This window comes from Lutispora thermophila DSM 19022, from assembly GCF_900142105.1.
Taxonomy (GTDB): domain Bacteria; phylum Bacillota; class Clostridia; order Lutisporales; family Lutisporaceae; genus Lutispora; species Lutispora thermophila.
The window spans coordinates 1-19,620 of sequence record NZ_FQZS01000036.1; the positions used below are offsets into that span (position 1 = coordinate 1).

The window sequence follows — 19,620 nt, forward strand, 5'->3', positions numbered from 1 at the left end:
AAAGAATAGACTATACTTCATGACTCTTGTAATATCTATTGCTTCAAATGTCGCTGCACTTTTAGTTATCTGGATTATTAAAAACAATGCTGCAAAAGTTGCAGCAGTAGGTCTCAATATATTAAATATTTTCTTTACAATACTATGGTTAAGATTCAAATTTGAGTCTGTCAGCAAATTCTGCAGAGATGAGAAAAACATAATCACCATGTTATTTATTCCTTGCAGAAATTCCTTTGCTGTAGTCTCCATCAATACTGATATTGCAGTACCAACCATTTGAGCTATGGTCCTTGGCAATTCAGCAATATCATTAATGATTCTTGTCAGCATTTCAAAAAAGCTTTCGTCTTCGTCTTCATCATAATCACTGCTTCTATAACCCGGAGCTGCCACAACACACAAGCAAATAGTAGCAGCAACTATTGTTGCCACTACTATTATTTTTAAAAGCTTTTTCATATCAATCAGCTCCTTATGATATGAACTTATCTGCTCCTGCGGATACTGCAGCAACAATCAATCCTGCTATTGCAGTTCTTGCACCCTGGACCTTGCCATCAGGATTGTCGTTTTTAAAGGCAAGGCCAATTTGTATTGCACCGTAAAATATAATCAGCAGGCCAAACTTAAAGCCGTAGCCCGCAATTGTGTTAACAATAAGATTAAACTTGGTGTCTGCTTCTGAAGTCAATCCTCCTGTTGGTGCCGCATAAATCATTTCAGTCATCCTGCTGCTTAATATTATCATGCTTGCTGCTATCTTTGATATCCTTTTGGAAATTATGCTTTTATATTTTTTCATAATATTAACCCCCTATTTCTATGATCTTATATTTTACATTTTCATTATTGAGCTTTTCCTTTATATCTGAAGGAGAGTTATTAACAAATCTATATTGAGGATGCCTTGTTATGTCATACTTGCGTCCGTAAAAGGGCGGATATCCCTTTATGAACACTATACTATCTTCCTTTGGCATTTTGAATAACTCGTCTGGATTCATAAGACTCCTTTGTATTGACCGCTCGGAATCACTGGTGGATCTGCTGTTTCTCGCTCCCCTGCTTCTGCTTCTTTCATATTGCTTTATAGTCGCTTTGCCCAATTTATCCGAAATATACTTCAAGGTTTCCTGATCAGTGGTTCCCAGAAAATGAAGAGTATCACAGCAGCCCAATATGGTCTCCCATGTTTCCTTATATAAATTTTTCAGTTGCGCCATGGCCTGAATGACCGGTACGGCAGAAATATTTCTGCTTCTCATTGTTGCAATGTATTTTTCAAAGTCCGGTATCTGTCCTATGTTGGCAAACTCATCAAGGAGGCATTGCACTAATATAGGCAGCGAACCTCCGCACTTGAAGTCTGCTTCATAATACAGTGTAGAAAATACTTGGCTGTAGAACATGGAAGCTATGACATTGAATGTGCTGAAACTGTCAGGAATAATTACGAAAATTGCAGTCTTCTCATATCCGGCCATTGAAATGTTCATCTCATCAGTAGCCATTAGCTTTGTTATATCACTCACTGACCATATGCTCAACCTTACAGCCAATGAAACTAGAATGCTCTTTGCTGTCTTACCAGCAGCAAGCTTGAATACATCATAATTCATCACTGCAAGATTCTTGAAGTTGTTAACTTCATTGCCGGCTGCCATATCTTTTCTGATGTCGTCTCGTAATCCTTCAAACAACTCAGATAAAGGATCCCTTGTATCAGCTTCAAACTCATAATCCTCATCTATGACCTGTGCTGATGATACAATCCGTAGAACATTGTGCATATGCCTGTATTCCTTCCTCAATGTCATAAGATAGAATATTATGGCCTGAAGCAATGCTCTTTGTGACTGAATCCAGAACTCATCACCCTTATGGGCGCCTTTGTCGGAAGTATTCTTAATTATGGTGTCGCATAGTATCAGAACATCTTTCTCATCATGGATATATGCAAATGGATTGTAGCAATTTGAGTGCTTCGGCTCCACCAGGTTAAGCACTCTGACTTTGTAACCGTTCTGCTCGAGCATTGAAGCCGTATCCCTGTATATTTCACCCTTAGGATCCGTAATTATATAACTGGAATTCATTTGCATTACATTAGGTTTAATCTCAAACCTAGACTTGCCTGAACCCGGTCCGCCTACTATAAGCCTGTTCAGATTAAGCCTTCTGTCCATAGGGTCAATATACAAGTCTTTCTGTACGATAATTGAGCCATCAAAGCTTCTGAAATTCCTTCTGTCTTTTTCCGTTGCCCATTTTGCAGAGCCTTGCTCCATGCCTTGATAAGATATATCTTTTTTTCTATCCAAGAAAATTAAAATGTATAGGACATAGCACAATGGCATGACAACCAGCTGGCTCATTAAAAAGAATCTGAGCATATTTGCATTCCTGGCAAGTTCCAATATTATGTGTGGTCCTTTCATGTCTGACATCATAACAAGGATCTGAAAAAAGCTCAAATCTGTATTTGAAGCGTAATAATATGAGTATAAAGAAACCAGGTAAATATCTGCGGCAATAAAAAAAAGCATTATTAAAATGCTCGGAGTTTTGCTTTTCTTTCTACCTCTGGTTTTCATCACGTTTTGATTATCACTAATAACCATCACCTTCTTTCTTAATTATTGAATTATAAGAATCTTGGCATTAAGCCTTGCCTTCAAAGCGCAATACTGTTTTCCTTGTCTTTCTTAAGTTTAAGTTTTGCTGCAGCTCTCTTCCCTTTATCTGTAATCACATAATTTCCTTCAGAGTTCTTAGCTAAATACCCATTCTCCAAATTGCTCTTTATTCTCTTTTGCAGATATTTATACTGCTTGTCTATCTCCTCCTTTGTCTTATAATCTTTCTCCAACTCCTCTTTCAGCATTTCTAAACTTAACTGTCCATTATTTCTATTGATGTAATCAAAAACCACATTTACATCATATGAAGTAAATTCAAACTCTTTATTAACTTCTCTAGCAGCCTCTTTTCCTTTATCAGTTATTCTATACCTGCCATCTACCTTTTCGATATATCCCTTTTCTAATAGCTTATCAATTCTCTTGTTCTGCATTTCGTACTCAGTATCGGCTTTATCAGTATCAGAATACTTGCTATAAAGGTTTTCTTTGAATTCATCATCTGTACGATCCTCAATAGCAGGAAGCAAAACATTTGCATCAAACTTTCCGAATTTGAACCTTTCACGCTTAGCTTTGTATATCCTCGGCTCATCACCTTCATACCCGATATCCATTTCCTCAGCTCTTTCACTTGCTTGATTTTCTATCTTATGAGCTACTTCTGCAAACTGTGGATCCTTCTTGAACAAGCCCTTAAAGCCATCTATTACCTTTCCTATCATGGATTTCTTTATCCTGGAGCTGTTCTTGAAGCTTATTCCCGGCAATTCCTTTTCAATTTTCCTTTCAATCTTGTCCAACTTCTTTTCAAGAATATCAAATCGTTTCGATAAATCTTCATACATCTCGCAAATAAAGGCATAAGCCTTATCAATATCATTTATAGGTTCCGCTTTGCTTTCTGCTATAGGCTTCTTCGTTTTTTCCTTTCCAGCCGTTTTTTCGTATAAGTTTATACCGTCATTTATAACATCAATTCTCTTCTCTAAGTTTTCTACCTTCTGCAAGAACTCATCCTTAATCTTGGCTACAAGCTCCGCTATCTTTTGTCCTTCATCCTCGGTTATTGCATCCTTAGATTTAGCTGCTTTCTTTATACGATCAAGCAAACCCGCTGCTTCTAACTTTATATCCCCAACAGCTTCTTCCTGGGAAGCCAAGAGTTCGACATCAACAGCACTTTTTGCCACAGCAGCCATGGCTCCCTTTGTAATCTTCTTGGCTTTTCCAAAACCTTTTCCTTTGCCTCTATCGCCTCGCTGTGCTTCTGATAGCATCTCCTCAATTGAATTTAGTCTCTTCTGTATCTTTTCCAATCTGCCACTCAAATGCTTTTGGACATCTTCCACCAATTCATCAAATTCATCAATGCCTTTATGGGCATCTTCCATTGTAATAGGTTCACTCATATCTATACCTGCCTTTCTTTTTCTCTTCTCTTTTTCTTATCAATAGTCTTACTCATAGTCCATGTCCCTTTTATAGTTTTAGCCTTGAGCCTTTTTCTTCTGATGGCACGTCCTATAACCCTGCCTATTTCCTCCATTTCCTTCTCAATTTCACGTTCATCCTTAGTTTTGCCATATTTATTCCAATTTGATGATTTAATACCTCCAAAGAGATTTATCCACCTGCGCGAGCATCTCTTACTTATTACTGTTTCACTATCTTCATGCTCTTTTCTATCAGATTCATAAGACAGTCTTGGCAACTTATCATAACTGTATTGATATTGCCCTTCAAGCCTCCTTTCTATGTTTTCTTTTGTATATTGCTTTCCATGGGTTTTAGCCAGATTATCTACACGTATGGCTTTCCTTCCGGGTATTTGAATTGATATATTCTTGTTCTGATATTTGACTATATAGCCTTTAGCTCTTAGATAGCTTATGAAGCCCTCTCTTCCGGATGAATTGGCAACTGCAATCTTTATAGCATCATCTATGTCCCAGGCCAGCTTATCCTTCCAACTCCTTATTTTCCTGCTTTCACCGCCTTTTTTTCTCTCTTCTTTGCTCTCTTTCATTACTTCTTTGGTCTCATATCTCATGTTACAAGCTTTGCTGCTGTCTTTGCCCTCTTTAGATAGCTGTTTCTGTTCCTTATTCCTTGGTCTATATATTTCCAGATCTGGCGGGCTTCGTTTTCTTACCTCCATAACAGCTTCCTTGCCCTTTTTCATACACCAGTTCAAGTACCTGTCATACTCATTGAAACGTTCTGTATCGCCATACTTCATATGCAAGGGCAGCTCAGCGACAGCTTTACCATCCACATCATCCGGAATTAACTCTTCTCCTTTTAACCTCCTTTCAATGTTTTCCTTTGTGTAACGGCTTCCATATGTTTTAGCTAACCTATCTACTCTTATCGCCTTATTCCCCGGAAGCTTGATTGATATGTTCTTGTTCTGCCAATTAACTTCATAGCCTTTGTACCTGAGATAGTCTATAAATCCCTCCTTGCCTGTTGAGTTATCTGTTGCACTTTTTACAGCATCATCTATGTCCCATGCAAGTTTATCCTTCCAACTGCCACCCCTTTCAACTGCTCTGTATTCTCCTGTAGAAAGGTTTCTTTTCTTTGGATTTTCAATAACACTTATTCCACGTTCTATACATATTGCATCAGATTGTTCCTGAATGAACTTGTATTGATCCCAAACATGCCGGTATTTGTATCCTGTCTCAGGATGCACTGCGAATATTATTATATGGTTATGAATATGATGTCTATCCGTATGAGTTGCTACATGGCACATATACCCCGGAGCAATAATTTTGGCAAGCTCTACGCCTATATCATGTGCTTCCTTTGCTGAAACCGTTCCTGGTTCAAAAGACTGCTCATAATGATGAGCTATTTTTTCCTTATCTTTTATTGCATCCGGACGAAAATCCTTAAACATTCTAAACAAGCTAATAGAAGCATCTATATCGTCCGGGCAATTTATAGCAGTTGTATAAGGTGCCTTTAAAGGATTTGTGATATATACCAGAGATTTTTTTAAATGCTTACCTTGGCCGATTGGAATAGGTTTAATATGTGGCATAGCAATCAAGCCTTTCTTTAATTTTGTCTTCTGCTTCTTTAATGCTTTTCGTCAGCTTCCTGAATTCTTCCGTTATACTATCAATATCGGACTTTTCTATGACGCCAATCTGATTGGCTACCCTAGCTATCTGATTTATGTTGTTTCCGATTTTAGATATCTGATATTTCACTTCCTTCAGTTCATCCAGGTTTATGATCTTCTTGTTCAATACTGCATATCTGCAAAACTCCTGCAGTGTCATATCCCCTTTAAGCTTATCTATCAAATCCCTTTCCTTTGGTGATAGCTTAAAATGTACATGAAAATAAAAGTCCGGCTCTTCATCATTCAAAGCTATATTGCTTTCAAAATCAGGTTCATCTATTGGCTCACAAAGGATCTTCTTCTTACAATATGTTTGCTTAGGTATGCCATTTCGATATTTCTCAAATAAATCAAACTCTTCATCAGTAAGCCTTATTTGAATATGCCTCATAAAAACCACCCCGGTATATATTTTTCAAACATGATCAGTATAGCTGCAGCAGACAATGCTCCAAAAAGGTAAATAAAAAAAGCCTTTTTCCATTTGGAAACAGACTTCTGACCAATTTTAATTTTTAAATCGTTTCTTAAATATGCCATATTTCTTACCATGTCTCCATATAGCCCGTCAAACCTGTCCAGCAATTCATCCATCCTTTTGCCGCATCCGTCAACTTCAATAACAGAGGAACTGCTTTTGCTATTATTAAAATTACTGTCTTTGATTTCATTAATAATTCTATAGTATTCAGATACATATTCCGTTAATGCCTCCAGCCTTTCATTTATTGTTCTTATTTCTTCATTCAATCCTTTTCCTGAATCATCTATTGACAGAGCTTCATATATACATTTAAGCTTCTCGTCCACTCTATCCAGTCTATCTGCAACCATATTAAAATCGTTATACTTGTCAGAATTGCTTACTATAGCGTCGAATACCTCAAGATCATCTGAATTAAAATATGCAGTGATATTGCCATCATCATTCTCAAACCCACATATATTAATTCTCTGCATCAGCTTTGCAAATATATCTTTGTTTATACCCTCTCTCCTTACAACTTTATCCCTGTTTTTCACAATATCACTATAAGAAATGTTTCCTAATGTCTTTGCCATTTACTACCTCCTTCCATTTTTTCTTTCCAGTATGCAGGGGTCTTAGGGGTTTACCCCTAAGATGGGTTTTAGGGTTTACCCTAACAAGCTGACGGTATCTCAAAATGAATGCATTCTCATCAGAATGCATTCATTTTGATGATACTGTCTCTGCTTGCAAAGAAAGTTCCAGCGGGCCTGCGTTGTCAACATAATAACGAGCTGAGAGAAAAATCCAACATTCTAAGAAGCCAAAGAAAAAGAGCCTCCATATCCGGATGCTCCTATAAGTTCAACAATGAGAGATTCAACTCGTCACCATAACTTACTTTTCGTTAAATCTCAAGGCTGTTTTCTCTATTCCTATTTGACCTAAATGCCTGTCCTTGGCTTTCAGCCTTGTCATAGATAACGCCTATACGCTCCAAGTAGCCTTCTAATGTTTTCTCTACACAAGTACAAATAAATTCAATAAAAGGTTCTACATCTCCTGTTGTTTGACCATGCTCAAGGGTTTTATAATATGCAGCCTTGTCTTTTTCATCAGCTTTAACCACAGCAGGAGGGTATCCGTTCTGCATCAAAATAAAGTTCATAATTAGCCTTGCTGTCCTTCCGTTTCCATCAATAAAAGGATGTATTGAAACAAGCTTAAAATGGAATAACGCTGCGAGTTCCACAGGATGCAATCTATTCTTATTATCGCCATACCATTGAAATAACTCTTCCATTTGTGGCTGTACTAAATATGGTTGAGGAGGCTTAAAATCGCTGCCGGATATCTCCACAGGCAAATTTCTATATGTTCCAGCGTACTGACTATTGTATTTGACTGTCTCTTTTAATACTATATAATGAATCTGCTTCAAAACCGTTTCTGTCAATGGCTCTTTATTACTTACCAACTCTTCAATAAAATCCATTGCTTCAGACAAATTAACAGCTTCCAGATAGTTTTTCAATCCTTTTTCCCCTATGGTTAACCCTTGTTCAATTACCATCTTTGTTTCAAATCTGGTCAGGGTATTGCCCTCGATAGCATTTGAATTATATACTATTTCCACTTTATAATATTCTTTCAACTTGTCTACAACGACTTTATCCAGAGGCCTCCTGTCATCCAGCAGTCCTTTAAGATAATCAATTCTTTCAAATGATCTCTTTTTCACACCTTTACCTCCCTTATTGAATGCAATTATATTATATCTTTTTCACCCTTACTTTTCACCCTATTTGAAATATTTTTAGATATCATTCCAGTCCTCTCCTGATGCCGGAAAATTTCATGAGATAATAATTGCCGACTCAAAAGCAAAAAAAGCATCCTTTCTTCCTTCTTTTATCATGATTTACAACCAATCACAACTCGCTGTTCTCCTCTGCATTACTTCATCATTTTTCAATAAGATAATCCTTGCACCGACTGTTATCGGTCTGCAAAGGTAGTTTCTCAACCTTACTAGCTTATTGATTAGTCTGGAAATACTCATTATTTCACATCTTTTATTTAGTTCGCTTGTACACTCACCTGTAATTTCACATAGGGGTAACTTCATAGATAATCTTGTTATATTATACCTAATATTGAAGTATTTTTCATTCTATCTGATAACTTTTTTAGATATTCATTCCAATCCTTCCCTGATGGCGGGAAATCCTCTGATACCTCATAACCTTTTTCCAATAACTCTTTTGCTATTCTTATCTTGGCTTTTTCACCGGCTTCATCATTATCAAGGCATAGCACAACATTTTTTATGCCAGGATTATCTTCAAGATATTGAAACAATGCAACACTTGATACTCCTCCGCTTGATAATCTATGATCTTCCCTATAATCTCTCTTCTTCATCTTTGTAATTGTCGCATGAGATAATAAGTCAATTGCTGACTCAAAAACAAAAAGAGTATCGCTTCTTCCTTTAATATTGAAGCAATACTTTTTATCCGATCCCAGGCAATCTCCTTTAAATGACTTATCCGACAATGTTCCTCTCATTGATGCATGTTTTATATTACCATCCTTATCTTTTCCCAGGAAAACAACATTATGAGTATCCTTTGATTCGTATATCAGTTTTTCTTTCACCATATCATTAACAATCTCCTTATCAAGGCATCTGGTCTTGATCAAATATGCATAAACTCTGCGGCAATCCTTGTTTTTCTCAGGAAGTTTCAACTCAGTCACTACCTTTTTCTTCTCAGGAATGTAAGTCTTAATATTTACAATCCTGTCCTCCCTTCCGTAAATCCCTATAAGCGTTCCAACAGCTTCCGTAAGCCTTTTGCCCTCATATTTAATTAGAAAATCCAAGGTATTACCTCCTATGCCCCGAGAGAACCAATACCACTTGTTATTTGATATTACAAGACTATCATGCTCTTCAAGCCTATATTCATTTCTTGCGGATTTTATAAGTCTATAGCCGCTTTGCTGAAGATAAGTTAAAAGATCTGCATTTCTGGCTTTTTCAATTTGCTCTTTACTGTAGAACATAAAAAAACCTCCTTTTTAATGCAATAAAAAAGACTGAGCCATTTGGCTCAGACATACATATACTATCTAATATTCATGAAAAACGTTTAATCTACTATTTAAATATCCTACTATAACCTCTTCAATTTTTGCATAAGCTTATACTATCTAAGTATTAAAACGATTAATGTTTCTCTCCTAATTTAGGTAAGCTATCCATAGTTATAAATACCAAATCATTAGGGTTTTTCTCATACTCGCCTAATCGTCTTATTATCATTTTAATACAAGCTTCAATCCATTGTATTTCATCATTTTGTAATGGTATAAATTTAAGTTTTTTACCTTTTCTAGCTGTGTAATAATCGCCTCTTTCTGATATTAACACAGCTAGCTTATCAATTACTTTTTTACTTATCTTATATTTTTCTCTTATATAATGTGTTCCACCTGAAAGACCTTGTAATAAACTATATATAAAATATGCCATACTTAATAATGGCTCTTTCCCTTCCAAATACTTCACATATCTCATCCAAGCAATTTCAACATATGGATTGGTTTGAAAACTAACAGGAACATCAGGATATTTACCTTTAATTACGCGAATACTAACACTTGCATTCAATGTGACAGATGCATTAACTGTTATGCTACGTTTATTTATCACTTTTTTGTCAAGAATGTCTCCATCAAGAATATTTTCTTCATTTATATCTCTATCCGTTATATCTCTATCAATTATATCTGCATCTAAAAACTTAAACTTCAAAGCACCAACACCATGGTTTAAACCAGCATCAATTTCCCATGATCTTAGTAATTTTTCAATCTCTTCCCTTGCATCTTCTATTGAAGAATAATATACTTTAAAATCACATACTAATATTTTATTCTCTAAACTAACTTTATAGATTTCTGTTTCATAATAAATAGGATCACAGTTATCTTTATAAGCAATATTATTATAACTCTCCATTTTATACCTTAATCTTTTCACAAATGGATATGTCATGCTTTCTCACCTCAATTTTTAAGCAAAACTCTATTAATCATACCTATATTTTACCTAAAAGTTTTTTATATGTAAATTATGTAGAATAACACCATTTACATAAATGTTAAGAATAAAAACTATTATCTGAACAAATCCCCGGCAGTGTTTCAAAGTTAAAACTCTGCCGGGGTTCACTTATCTCGCTACTGGCTGAATAAAGATTAAATCATCAACATTACCGGTAATATCTATCTTTTTCTCCTGGATTACTTCATATGTCCCTTTAATCGCTGTTATCCTTATTGTATATGGCTGCTTCACCCTTATGTTGTTCCATGTAACTGTCGAATCCACCAATGGCAGTATATAACTCCAACTTATTTCCGGATCTTTCAGTGTAGGATCTATCTCTATCTCGTAGGGGAAACTTACCATATATCCTACATCTTCTCTATAACTATAGGTATATCCCAGCTTGTCCGTATATGTCATCCTGTCCAATCCATCTGGAAAGTCTATTATTACTTTATCTACATATCCTTCCAGCTTGATTGATATATCTATCTTTTCATAGCTTAGGAATCTGTATGGATAGCAGGTTTTCCCCCTTTCATCAACATATGTTACATCTTTCATCACACCTTTATATACTCCGAACTTGTCTGTCCATCCTCTGAAATGGTTCCATCTGCCTGATATAGATATATCCCTTATATCTAATGCCTGATTTACAGTTAAATCCCTGTAGAACATTTTGCTTATATTCGGCGCGGCATCTGTTCCTCCGTCACTCCATAGCCCGTTATCCGCCTTAACCCTCAGATAGATTCTATATCTACCAACTCCCGGATTGGTTCTTGTGAGGTCTAATGTTGTATCACAACCTCCCGGCCCTGTATTGCTCTTTGTTACTTTTACATCCTGTAATATCGCTCCTATTGTACCATTGTCATTAATCTTTTTGACTATCCAATGCCAATATGTGAGATTGCTCATTATGGCATAGGATGAGTCGATTATCTGTGGCAATTCAAGATTAGTTATAGGGTTTTTCATAATATCAAACTTTGCTACAGGCGGTTGCTTATTGTCTACTGTTTCTATCGTCCAGTCTGACCATACCCCTTCAAGGTCTTTAACCCTTAAAGCAACTTGGTATGTTGAATCTTTTGAACAATCCGACTTGTTAAGTCTTTCGTTCTTCCAGGTGTCGTCATATAACTCTTTCCACTTCCATTCCCTAGCAACAATTCCCTTATCAGGACGGCTTTCATGATCAAGATCGTAAGAACCTCCGTCTATTGCTTCAATCCTGAAATACCTGCCATTGGGTGTAATATTCAATTTTATTAAGGCTATAGGCTTTCTGTGAACGTATATGTTTGCTTTTTTCTCAGCAGACCACATCCAGTAGTTCTTAAACAGTGCATTATCCTTTGGCCTATCTTGAGTCTTTAGGGTGGCTTCAAACTTTCCAACTTTGGAGAAGCTTGTAATCGGCTCTGTTATTTCCTTACCGCTTTTTGGATCTAAGCCCATGCTGTTTTCAAAATAATATGGATCATGATTATATTTCCATATTCTAATGTTTTCTGGGTCCGATTCATAATCGCTGTATTGTATTTCGTATTTAATCTTTTCATTGAGCAATAAATATGTTGCAGAAGCTCCCCTTAATCCTGATATATCATTAAGAATATCATCTAACGCTTTTTGATATTCTTTTGCTCCATAGGTATTTCCTTTCAAGCTGCCGCTTATCAACTTTGCAAGAGAAATAAAGTCTCTGTCTGAGTTCATATCAATATCCAGGTCGGTTGGAATTTTCTTTCTTAATTCTGATGAGGTAATATATTCTATCTTTATCTCATTATACGTATATTCTTTTCTGTTATAATATTTATCAATGTATGAGCCTGTGAAAGACTCTTTAACCGGCTTAAAGTCTATGAAACCGCCTGATTTTATCTTGGTGAAACCACCATTGCCGGAAGTGGAGTTGCATATATAGTAATAAGCATCGTTTTCATGATAGAACATTGACGTAAATGAACCTCTGCTCGTTGCTTCAAACAGGTTGTTTCTACTGTCAACTAAATATGAATTAACAGCCGGTATTGTAGGACAGTAAATTTTGTAATAATGATCATATTCCTTTGTATAAGAAATGGTGTAAGTAGCTTTAACCCCTTTTGCTCCTTCCAGCTTTTGCACATCAGACAAACCCATAGATTGATACAAAATCATGTCATTAAAGCTAACTGCAACATAACGATAGAAATAATATATATCGCCGTTTGTTCTTTCGATTATATAATAATCTCCTATTTTATAAAGTGCTTTTACATTATCTATAGTTGTTTTGCGTGTATTGCCTTCAACAGTTACTTTGCCATTTATAATTTCAACAGTCACATTATATTTATTTTCATATAGCTTTTCACTTTTAATAGCTTCATCACTTCTGCTGTACCAATATCTTTCTCCAAAGTCATGCATACTAATGGTTATGCTATCATTTGCTATAGGTTCGTTTCTCCCCACTAATGGAATCTCTTTCAATAATTTACCTTCGTATTGATATAACTTGTTGCCTTGTAGATATGCCTTTTTTCCATTGACATAATAAATATCGTCCCAGGGTCCCGTCAATACTGTTTCTTTTAATACCTTGTCGGAAGCAACAATATATATTCCAAAATTATTTAAATTTAAGTAGTCTTTCAACGCTGTATCAATTTCAACAACGTTATAGTAATTATCTACACAGAATAGAATATATTTGTTGCTATCGCCATCAATGTTAAGGCTTTTTATTCTGTCAACATCTATGGTATTAAAAGGTCTCCTTTGTGAACTAAAAGGTTCTTCAGCCTTTACAAATGTTTTTGTCTGTGAGGTATCAAATGTAACTTTCAGATCGTTGTAATTTTCAAAGAAAGTACCTAATCCATTAAAGTATTGCCCATGAGCAAAATTTATTTCTTTGCTTTCATATTTCTGGAATTGCCCATTGTAGTAAACGCTATAATCAACGTGAATATAATGATACGTTATTGAGCCGCTTTTATTGTCATAACTGCTTATATACCAGTTATCAATTTTATAAGTGTATTTTGATCTGTCAGGAAATTCTTCCTCACCATCAAACAACTCAATGCTTTCCAATCCAAGCTTTATGTTTGTATTGAAGTGGAAATTATAATATGAGTTATATGCAGGTCCATTTATATTGATATTTATGTACCTGCTCCATATATATTTGTCCACTTTCCTTGTACCAACATTCTCTTTCTTCTCCGTAACAATGTGAATTTTAGGCTCAACATCAAAGGGCAATGCCTTTGATCTAAAAACTTCTATAGCAGATAGAAGATTATCATAGTCTTGAATGTAATCCGTAACAACCACCAAGTCAACGGGAATAATCTTCTTAACCTCAAAATCAATAGTTGGGGCGATGTTTCTTACGTCACATATTTTTTCGCTTTCAGGTTTGCTTGAAAAAGTATCAGCTCTCAAATAATCAGAAGGCGAAAGAAACTCTTTTATAGTTTCTTCTTCCGGAATATCTTCCATAGTCATTGCTTCAAATTTATATTTACCTACACTGTTTCTGTCAACAACAAGCTCAAATTTTTCCGGATTGCTTGCCCCTCTTGTATATATATCAAAGTCAGTCTTTATCTTGTCATATGGCATACCTACAGGTTGCCATGTCTTGCCGTCTGTACAATAGTACCAGGTTTCATTGTCAAATTTGCCGTCATTGTTGCTGTCATAAGCATAGAACATTACAGTCTTGCCTATAACATCTCCATCCAAAGATTTACTCATATTTTTCAAAATTAAAGTAGCCTTGTTCTCATTTTTCGGGTCACGCAATACTACAGATGGTACAGAAAAATCTGCAACGGGTGCTAAATCAGGCTGTATGTTGAAATCATCCGTAATTTCTCCGCTAAACCCATTCAGAACGGTTGGATCTGAATAGGTATTCCATACTTTTAGATAAAATTCTTTTGATCCTGGTTGCTTAAAAAGCACATCTTTACTCTCACCTGAAAATATACCTTTATACTTCATATCAGGAATACTAAATTTCCATTCATTCCTATTATGGTCTATTGGATAATGCCTGGGCGACCAGCTGTTGGCTGCACTTATAGTTACCTTCCTGTTTACTTTCAGCTTTCCAGAAGGCGTAATTCTCGCAACAGGTATTGGCGGAAGTATATCCACATAATGTCTTGCCGTGTCCGTTGCTCCTTTGTTGTCCCTAACCGTCAGTTCAATACGACCGTTATTCATATAGTCGAACCATATGTAGCCCTCTTTTTTGTCGGATAAGGTACAACCTGTATATTCATTGTCATACTCCCACTGATAACCTGCAATGAAGCCATCTCTGTCATAGCTTCTCTTTCCGCTTACATGAAATTCTTCTCCTGCATAAACCCAATCAGGAGCATCTATTACAGCTGTAGGCGGTAAATTATATAGGCTTGAATCGCCTTTATAGTAGAAAATAACTTCCTTAAAAGGTTTTTCTTGAGTAATCTCAACCATTTGAGGGCTTGGTGTTTCCAAAGTGTACTTCTCCGGTGCTGGTGCTGCATCAATCTGATGTATTCCAAATTCCAAACCGCTATAAACATTTGTCGGCATTATATCAAGATTTGTTTGCTTATCCTTATAGTATGCTACAATGGTTCCTGCCTTTCCTTCCTCAGATTGTTTTTTGTAAAAAAAATAAACCCTTTCACTTGGGTTTGTTGCACTTATTTTTACTTGTACGGGACTTTTGGTTATAAGTTTGTAATCTTGCGGTTCTGGTTTCGCATTTATTGTATATGTCCCATATCTGAGATTTTTCATGTATGTCGGGTCATACAAGTCTTCATCATTCGAGACATCTTTATAATATACTGTTATATCTCCATCAACCTGCTTGAAATATGCTTCTGCCGTTGCATAGGCTTCTAAACCGCTTGCAGTAACAACTTCTAGCTTAAAGCCTTTTCTCAATGGTAAACTACCAGGCAAGTCACCGTCCATATCATCTATAGCAACCTTATCTTCACTAATCTGGACACCGCTCATTCCGTCCAAACTTATCCATCCGTTATACCAATAATACCATCTCCATTCAATTATAGGATCAGATCTATCTTTTACAATGCTTGAATCTTGCAACACAAGTTTTAAATTATCCGGATCTTTTAATGCGGGTTTATTTGAATTATTGGTTACATCATTTCCTTTGTAGAAAATTTTAAAACTAGCCTGTACTTCATTGTTTTTTACAGGTTGTGGTTGTACATAAGCATTTCTGTCATAATATTCTTCTGCTAATTCCCTTCTTGTATTTGAACCCCAATCAGCTAGTGCAAGTGCTTCTTCTAAAGTATTTGCTCTTGGTCCAGTTATTTTCCCATAATCTAACCTGTGTATAGAAGCATCAAAGGTTATAGTACCACCTGTTTCCATTAATTCCATCCAGGCTTTATATATTGCCGAATTTTCACCATACTTTGCTCTTATCCTGGATTGAATGGAAGGTCTTGATAAACCTGAGCCATCCACCAAAGGTATTTGATAATCAATGCTTATGTTTGGGTTATAATCTATTTCATAAAGAAACTTATATCCATTAAAGCTTATATTCCAGCCAAAAGTACCAAAACGTATTGGTGTGGTACCTGGTGTAACTGTAGTGTTGAAAGAAGCGTAGGCATAATCCTCACCGTTTATATTTCTATAAGCAATATCAATCACTTTACCAGTTGCATAAACAGGTAAAATAGGTAAAATCAAACTGATAATAAGAAGTATAGCTATTATTCTCTTCATCAAATCACCTGCTTTATATTGGTTTTGGATTATTTAAATTCTTAACCTTATACACAACAATATATGATGATCTAGCAGGATCCCTTCCTATCTGGACATCTACATCTTGTTCATACCATTGGTCTGCCTTTAAAGAATTACCATTTATATCTTTAATACTTTCTAAATAACTTTTCAATGTTGGCTCTGAATATTTAAATTTTAAAGTTCCTCTTAAATAGAAATGCCCATCACTGTAAAAAAGTAAATTTTCTGCTGTATAAAATACTGACTTCAACATAATTTTTCTTTCTTTAAAATCACGTATGTCATAAGCAATGTATTTTCCCCAATTGTTTTTAGATATTACATCCTTGATATTTTCTTCATAGGTTTCATCTATGTTTCGGTAGTCAATGTTATATTCAATACCCATATATGTTTTTGCTGTTTTATACATATATTTAGCTAATTCTTCTGATGACATATTAAAATACTTATAGCTATAATTTTTCCATGGCGGTGATGGATAATTAAGTTGGGTAAATAAATCTTCTCTTCTTTCTTCAATGGTTTTACCGTCTATCTCCATGAGATACAACCTCATGGGGACTCCGTCTTCCGTTACTTCATTCCATTGCATCTTTTTCTTATATTCCTTTGGATTTTCCTTGTATTCTAACATCCTGGATATTATAGCAGCTGCTTCAGCTCTTGTTGTTAGTCCATCAGGCTTGAATATTGTTGATTTGCTAGACGGTATTCCCATAATGAGATATTCTTCATGCAACTTTGTAATAAATCCTTCGTCTACATCTGGAAATGGTGACTCATTTATAGATGATTCAAGGTTTAAGGCTCTGAACATCATCAATGCCATATCTTTTCGCTTTATAGGTATGTTTGGCCAATAATTTTCTCCTTCTTCTTCTCGATTAATGATACCTTCAAAGACTGCTGTTTCTATGTATTTTTTTGCCCAATGCTTTTCATAGCCAATATCATTAAATGTATTACCATCAACGATGTTATATTTCATAGCAGCGACAAGCATCTTAGTAAATTCTGATTTTGAGACTAATGCCGTTGGATCAAATATATAAGTTCCATCTTTTTGCGGCTTGCCGTTAATAATCCCTAGCTTGTACAGCATGGACACATTTTCAGCAAACCAGTCGTTTTCTTCCACATCATTGAATACCTTTATTACTTCCTTAATTATGTTTTTTATATTCGTCATTATGTTTTTGAGGCTTTCAGCTATTGAGTCAGAGTCAGCATAAACACTTGCTGAGAAAGAAAACATGAGAGTTATAATTAAAATCATCGATATTATTCTCTTGGTTCTCATACAATAGACCTCCTGATCTGGTATTCTAAAATAGATTATACTATAGGAGTATGTCATAATCAGTAAAAATTAAAGTTATTTTGGAAATATTTATATACTTTTTTATTAACTTCCTCAATCAGGGTTTTTCAACTAAAAAAGAGACAACATAGTATTGCCTATGCTATCTCTTCAAATATGTTTTCAGTCTTTCAGCTATTGAACTAGAATCAACATATACATTTGCTGAGAAGAAAATTTGATTAATAATAAAAAATATAAACATGCCGAACATAAGTATAGAACTTATGGACTCATACTATGTTATCTCCTAATATTATCTTTAAGCATTTACCTAGTACGCTTATTGTCTTTGAGAAAGTCATACATGTCTTCTAAATCTTTAAAACCCATTTGCTCTGCTTGTCTTTTTGCTGTTCCAGTTTTAACCTGTACGCCATCGCCATGGTCATGTATATAGGTTTGAAGAAACTGGCCGTTAATGTCTATGCCGCTCCATACCTTATCCCTTATTTTTTGAAGTCCTAATCTTCTTGCTATTTTTTTAATATCGCCTGTTGTAAATCTGTACGGCATTCCAGTATAACCTCCAATACTTCATCCCTATTAGTGCATTTTGCAACTCTTCTAAGATAGGGATAATGGCCTTTTCTATTATCTACCTGTCTATAGAAGTCAACTTTTTCAAGGTACAACATGGCATATTCTATTAAGTTTTCAACTAAATCATAAAAGGCTTCTTCTAAAGTGTCTCCATCTCCGAAAACCATTACTTCATCTAGTGCAACCGTATATCCTAATCCATCTTCATCAGGTTCTATCACAGGATTAAATTTGTATGCAGTATCAATAATATCTTCCAACAGTTTGGTTGATATTATGGACACCGTTTCCTCATTATTGCTTTTTTGATTGCCGGTAATTATTTCAAAACCCTTTAATGCTTGTCTGAAAATGCTAGGAAACTCCTGTTTAGTAGAACTGATAGATTTTTCTTTAAATATTGCATCCATATATTTCACCCTCTTATAGTTACACATACCCTTACATTCACTCTCCCTATTATTTCTCTAGTTATAAGGATATGCTTTTTACTTATATAATATACCATTATGACCCATATGTCCATATAAACCTTATAGAATATATTTTTTCACTTAATCCTCCTTGATTTACAAATAATAGTTATGTAGAATTATGTTATAATGTGTAAACTACAATCAATTTCAAACAGTTGTAAGCCATTTTATTAAGAACATACATAGTTTTCCTATAACTAAAAAAATACCTGTTGTTATAGGAGCTATTATAAATATTGCAACTATATAATGACCTAAACCCATATATCCATCTTTCATTTTTTGAGCCATAATGGACGCAGGAATTGAGATTATTAGATAAAGTAATATTATAATTATAATATCTAGTGATATATTCATATATTACCTCCTAAAAAGTGGTGATAAACTTGATAGATAAAATTTTTTCAGATAGCGCTATTATAGCTTCAACAATAACAAGTATTGTGGCTTTAATAGGTATTATAGTTGGTGCCATTAACTACATATATCAAAACAGTCAAAAAAATAAAACTGATTATCATAAAATGATAAAAGATAAGTTGGAATACTTCTATGCTCCTCTATATCTTAAATACTCTGTTGATCCAAATTATATGATTACTTATGATGAGGATATGATGTCTAAGATAATTAATTATAGCTATCTTATTGATATAAATACAAGAAAATTATTAATAATAATTATTGAAATCGAAAGCAAAATTGAACATATTGAGGAGTCTGATAATTATAAATCACAAATAGATAAGCTAAAAAAATATAAAGAAACACTGGTAAAATATCTTGCAAGAGAATATGCAATTCTTTCGTCTTGTTACGAAAAGGTTTTTCAAGATGTAGATTTAAAGTATAGGAAAAATAGTAATAAAAGTACAAGAAATATAATCAAAAAAATATTTAAGGTGTTGACGATTGTTTTTATTTCTCTATTTTTAATTATTCTTACATATAAACATTTTTTACAATTTGGTTATCTATTGATATTTCAAGAATTTATTTTACCAGTTATATTATTTATATTCAGTTATGGTACTGCATTTTATATAGCAGATTT

The 19,620-nt window shown here is 34.7% G+C and carries 16 protein-coding genes; 1 reads left to right on the top strand and 15 read right to left on the bottom strand.

Going from position 1 to position 19,620, the window contains the following annotated elements; all coding sequences use genetic code 11:
- From BUB48_RS16345 to BUB48_RS16415, 15 genes are all read right to left on the bottom strand, one after another.
- Nucleotides 1-462 (bottom strand): hypothetical protein (locus BUB48_RS16345; RefSeq protein WP_139250020.1); only part of this gene is annotated, 462 nt, incomplete at its 3' end.
- 13 nt (nt 463-475) lie between these two features.
- The gene (locus BUB48_RS16350) at nt 476-805 is read right to left on the bottom strand and encodes a hypothetical protein (protein ID WP_073027794.1); all 330 of its coding nucleotides are present in this window, start codon (nt 803-805) and stop codon (nt 476-478) included.
- A gap of 4 nt (nt 806-809) precedes the next feature.
- Nucleotides 810-2,624 carry a VirD4-like conjugal transfer protein, CD1115 family gene (locus BUB48_RS16355; protein ID WP_084524769.1) on the bottom strand — a complete coding sequence of 605 codons (1,815 nt, stop codon included), beginning with the start codon at nt 2,622-2,624 and terminating at the stop codon, nt 810-812.
- A gap of 53 nt (nt 2,625-2,677) precedes the next feature.
- A complete protein-coding gene (locus tag BUB48_RS16360; RefSeq protein WP_073027799.1) occupies nt 2,678-4,054 on the bottom strand; it encodes a winged helix-turn-helix domain-containing protein in 1,377 nt (458 codons plus the stop codon).
- A gap of 2 nt (nt 4,055-4,056) precedes the next feature.
- Nucleotides 4,057-5,697 (bottom strand): relaxase/mobilization nuclease domain-containing protein, encoded by a 1,641-nt coding sequence (locus BUB48_RS16365; protein ID WP_073027801.1) that lies wholly within the window; start codon nt 5,695-5,697, stop codon nt 4,057-4,059.
- Complete coding sequence (locus tag BUB48_RS16370; protein WP_084524771.1) at nt 5,684-6,175, bottom strand: MobC family plasmid mobilization relaxosome protein; 492 nt, start codon at nt 6,173-6,175, stop codon at nt 5,684-5,686. Before BUB48_RS16370 ends, BUB48_RS16365 begins: the two co-directional genes overlap by 14 nt.
- Nucleotides 6,172-6,846 carry a hypothetical protein gene (locus BUB48_RS16375; RefSeq protein ID WP_073027803.1) on the bottom strand — a complete coding sequence of 225 codons (675 nt, stop codon included), beginning with the start codon at nt 6,844-6,846 and terminating at the stop codon, nt 6,172-6,174. Before BUB48_RS16375 ends, BUB48_RS16370 begins: the two co-directional genes overlap by 4 nt.
- 314 nt (nt 6,847-7,160) lie before the next feature.
- On the bottom strand, nt 7,161-7,994 hold the full coding sequence (locus tag BUB48_RS16380; RefSeq protein ID WP_073027805.1) for a Fic family protein: 834 nt from the start codon (nt 7,992-7,994) through the stop codon (nt 7,161-7,163).
- Nucleotides 7,995-8,392: 398 nt separating this feature from the next.
- Nucleotides 8,393-9,325 carry a DUF3991 and toprim domain-containing protein gene (locus tag BUB48_RS16385; protein WP_073027807.1) on the bottom strand — a complete coding sequence of 311 codons (933 nt, stop codon included), beginning with the start codon at nt 9,323-9,325 and terminating at the stop codon, nt 8,393-8,395.
- Between the two features lie 163 nt (nt 9,326-9,488).
- Nucleotides 9,489-10,319 (bottom strand): hypothetical protein, encoded by an 831-nt coding sequence (locus BUB48_RS16390; protein WP_073027810.1) that lies wholly within the window; start codon nt 10,317-10,319, stop codon nt 9,489-9,491.
- 177 nt (nt 10,320-10,496) lie between these two features.
- On the bottom strand, nt 10,497-16,154 hold the full coding sequence (locus tag BUB48_RS16395) for a hypothetical protein (protein ID WP_073027813.1): 5,658 nt from the start codon (nt 16,152-16,154) through the stop codon (nt 10,497-10,499).
- Between the two features lie 13 nt (nt 16,155-16,167).
- On the bottom strand, nt 16,168-17,484 hold the full coding sequence (locus tag BUB48_RS16400; RefSeq protein ID WP_073027815.1) for an S-layer homology domain-containing protein: 1,317 nt from the start codon (nt 17,482-17,484) through the stop codon (nt 16,168-16,170).
- A 330-nt stretch (nt 17,485-17,814) separates the two neighbouring features.
- A complete protein-coding gene (locus BUB48_RS16405) occupies nt 17,815-18,060 on the bottom strand; it encodes a hypothetical protein (protein ID WP_073027818.1) in 246 nt (81 codons plus the stop codon).
- Entirely contained in the window at nt 18,021-18,497 is a 477-nt protein-coding gene (locus BUB48_RS16410) for a hypothetical protein (RefSeq protein WP_073027820.1), read from the bottom strand. The genes BUB48_RS16405 and BUB48_RS16410 overlap by 40 nt, the downstream gene beginning before the upstream one ends.
- A gap of 213 nt (nt 18,498-18,710) precedes the next feature.
- Nucleotides 18,711-18,923, bottom strand: a complete 213-nt coding sequence (locus tag BUB48_RS16415; protein WP_073027823.1) for a hypothetical protein — start codon at nt 18,921-18,923, stop codon at nt 18,711-18,713.
- A 29-nt stretch (nt 18,924-18,952) separates the two neighbouring features.
- Here BUB48_RS16415 and BUB48_RS16420 point away from each other — a divergent pair.
- A partial coding sequence (locus BUB48_RS16420) for a hypothetical protein (RefSeq protein ID WP_139250021.1) occupies nt 18,953-19,620 on the top strand: 668 nt, incomplete at its 3' end.

Excerpts from the sequence above, each read along its gene's own strand:
- BUB48_RS16350 (WP_073027794.1), bottom strand. The coding sequence starts at position 805 with ATGAAAAAATATAAAAGCATAATTTCCAAAAGGATATCAAAGATAGCA.
- BUB48_RS16355 (WP_084524769.1), bottom strand. The coding sequence starts at position 2,624 with ATGGTTATTAGTGATAATCAAAACGTGATGAAAACCAGAGGTAGAAAG.
- BUB48_RS16360 (WP_073027799.1), bottom strand. The coding sequence starts at position 4,054 with ATGAGTGAACCTATTACAATGGAAGATGCCCATAAAGGCATTGATGAA.
- BUB48_RS16365 (WP_073027801.1), bottom strand. The coding sequence starts at position 5,697 with ATGCCACATATTAAACCTATTCCAATCGGCCAAGGTAAGCATTTAAAA.
- BUB48_RS16370 (WP_084524771.1), bottom strand. The coding sequence starts at position 6,175 with ATGAGGCATATTCAAATAAGGCTTACTGATGAAGAGTTTGATTTATTT.
- BUB48_RS16375 (WP_073027803.1), bottom strand. The coding sequence starts at position 6,846 with ATGGCAAAGACATTAGGAAACATTTCTTATAGTGATATTGTGAAAAAC.
- BUB48_RS16385 (WP_073027807.1), bottom strand. The coding sequence starts at position 9,325 with ATGTTCTACAGTAAAGAGCAAATTGAAAAAGCCAGAAATGCAGATCTT.
- BUB48_RS16390 (WP_073027810.1), bottom strand. The coding sequence starts at position 10,319 with ATGACATATCCATTTGTGAAAAGATTAAGGTATAAAATGGAGAGTTAT.
- BUB48_RS16395 (WP_073027813.1), bottom strand. The coding sequence starts at position 16,154 with ATGAAGAGAATAATAGCTATACTTCTTATTATCAGTTTGATTTTACCT.
- BUB48_RS16400 (WP_073027815.1), bottom strand. The coding sequence starts at position 17,484 with ATGAGAACCAAGAGAATAATATCGATGATTTTAATTATAACTCTCATG.
- BUB48_RS16405 (WP_073027818.1), bottom strand. The coding sequence starts at position 18,060 with ATGCCGTACAGATTTACAACAGGCGATATTAAAAAAATAGCAAGAAGA.
- BUB48_RS16410 (WP_073027820.1), bottom strand. The coding sequence starts at position 18,497 with ATGGATGCAATATTTAAAGAAAAATCTATCAGTTCTACTAAACAGGAG.
- BUB48_RS16415 (WP_073027823.1), bottom strand. The coding sequence starts at position 18,923 with ATGAATATATCACTAGATATTATAATTATAATATTACTTTATCTAATA.